Consider the following 1,981-nt stretch of genomic DNA (forward strand, 5'->3'; position numbering starts at 1 on the left):
AGGATGAACACCAACAGGCAACCGGCGCCGACACCGGCATAGGTCTGCGGGAAGTACACCCGCCAGAAACTGGCGAACGGATGGCAACCGAGGGAAATCGCGGCGCGCATGTAGGTCGGCGAGATGCCTTTCATCACGCTGTAGATCGGCAGGATCATGAACGGCAGCAGGATGTGCACCATCGAGATGTAGACCCCGACGCGGTTGAACACCAGTTCGATCGGCTTGTCGATGATGCCCATGGCCATCAGACCGCTGTTGATCAGGCCACCCGATTGCAGCAACACGATCCACGCGGCGACCCGTACCAGAATCGAGGTCCAGAACGGCAGCAGCACCAGAATCATCAGCAGGTTGCTCTGGCGCGACGGCAGGTTCGCCAGCAGGTAAGCCAGCGGATAGGCCAATACCAGGCAGATCACGGTGATGATCAGGCCCATCCAGAAGGTACGGGCGAAGATGTCGAGGTAGATCGCCTGGTCCGGAGTGGCCGGGGCGATTTCGCCGAGGTCGTCGATACGGTGATCGACGGCGGCCAGCAAGTAGTACGGGGTAATGCTGCTGGTGTTGCGACGTACCGCTTGCCAGTAGGCCGGATCGCCCCAGCGCTCATCGAGACCTTCCAGCGCTTCTTTATAAGAGGCCGGCTCGGTGGCAAGCGGCAAGGCGCGGGCGGTTTTGGTCAGCAGGCTGCGGTAGCCGGCCAGTTCCATGTTCAGGCGCTTGGACAAATCGCCCAGCGTTTGATTCTTGCGGGCTTCGGCGAGGTCTTCGGCGGCCGCTTTGTAAACCGGTTCAGCGGGCAGGCCGCGGCCGTCCCAACTGGCGATGGCGGACACGGTGCGCGGCATGCCGCCGACCACTTCCGGGTTGCCCACGCTTTTGTAGAGCAGCGCCACGATCGGCACCAGGAACACCAGCAACAGAAACAGCACCAATGGCGCGATCAGGGCCTGGGCCTTCCAGCGGTTGACCCGCTCGGCATGCTTGAGCCGCTGCTTCAAGGTGGGGTCAGTACCCGCGTTCACGGGAACGGCGATAGCCATGGCGTACTCCGGAAATCTTTGGTCATTGCAGAAGTGGTAAATACCGCTTCGAATTTTTGGTACTGATCGTTCCCACGCTCTGCGTGGGAACGCATCCAGTGACGCTCTGCGTCACAGGGACGCGGAGCGTCCCGGGCGGCATTCCCACGCAGAGCGTGGGAACGATCATCCATTCCTTGTGGCGAGCGAGCTTGCTCGCGCTGGGCTGCGAAGCGGCCCCAAAATCGAGTTGGCACTGCCAATTTTGTGAGTGCTGCGCACTCAAGCGGGAGCAAGCTCCCTCGCCACAAAAGCTCGCCCTCACAGGAGGGCGAGCCCTCCAGTTACTTCGCAGCCCAGGAATTGAAGCGCTGTTCCAGTTGCTCGCCGTTGTCAGCCCAGAAGCTGACGTCGATCTGCACCTGGTTGGCGATGTTTTCCGGGGTGGTCGGCATGTCTTTCAGGACATCCTTGGCCAGCAACGGTACGGCTTGGGTGTTGGCCGGGCCGTAGGCGATGTTTTCCGAGTAGGTCTTCTGCTGCTGTGGCTGAACCGAGAAAGCGATGAATTTCTTCGCCGCTTCGGCACGCTTGGCGTCCAGACCTTTTGGAATGGCCCATGCGTCGAAGTCGTAGATGCCGCCGTTCCACACCACTTTCAGGTTGCTTTCTTTCTGCACGGCAGCGATACGGCCGTTGTAGGCCGAACTCATGACCACGTCACCGGAAGCGAGGTACTGCGGCGGCTGTGCGCCGGCTTCCCACCACTGGATGTTTGGCTTGAGCTCATCGAGTTTCTTGAACGCGCGATCCTGACCGTCCTTGCCGGCCAGCACTTTGTAGACGTCTTTGGGCGCAACGCCGTCGGCCATCAGTGCGAATTCCAGGGTGTACTTGGCGCCTTTGCGCAGGCCGCGCTTGCCCGGGAACTGCTTGGTGTCCCAGAAATCCGCCCA

At 61.0% G+C, this 1,981-nt stretch carries 2 protein-coding genes; both read right to left on the bottom strand.

Annotated elements, in window-relative coordinates:
• Window positions 1-1,046, bottom strand: a 1,046-nt coding sequence (locus D8U18_RS22365) for an ABC transporter permease (RefSeq protein ID WP_131108421.1), incomplete at its 3' end; no start/stop codon positions are given.
• 323 nt (window positions 1,047-1,369) lie between these two features.
• The coding region (locus D8U18_RS22370) for an extracellular solute-binding protein (protein ID WP_131108422.1) at window positions 1,370-1,981 on the bottom strand (612 nt) is incomplete at its 5' end.

It is taken from the genome of Pseudomonas sp. Sample_10, assembly GCF_004321495.1.
In the GTDB taxonomy this organism is placed as follows: Bacteria; Pseudomonadota; Gammaproteobacteria; order Pseudomonadales; family Pseudomonadaceae; genus Aquipseudomonas.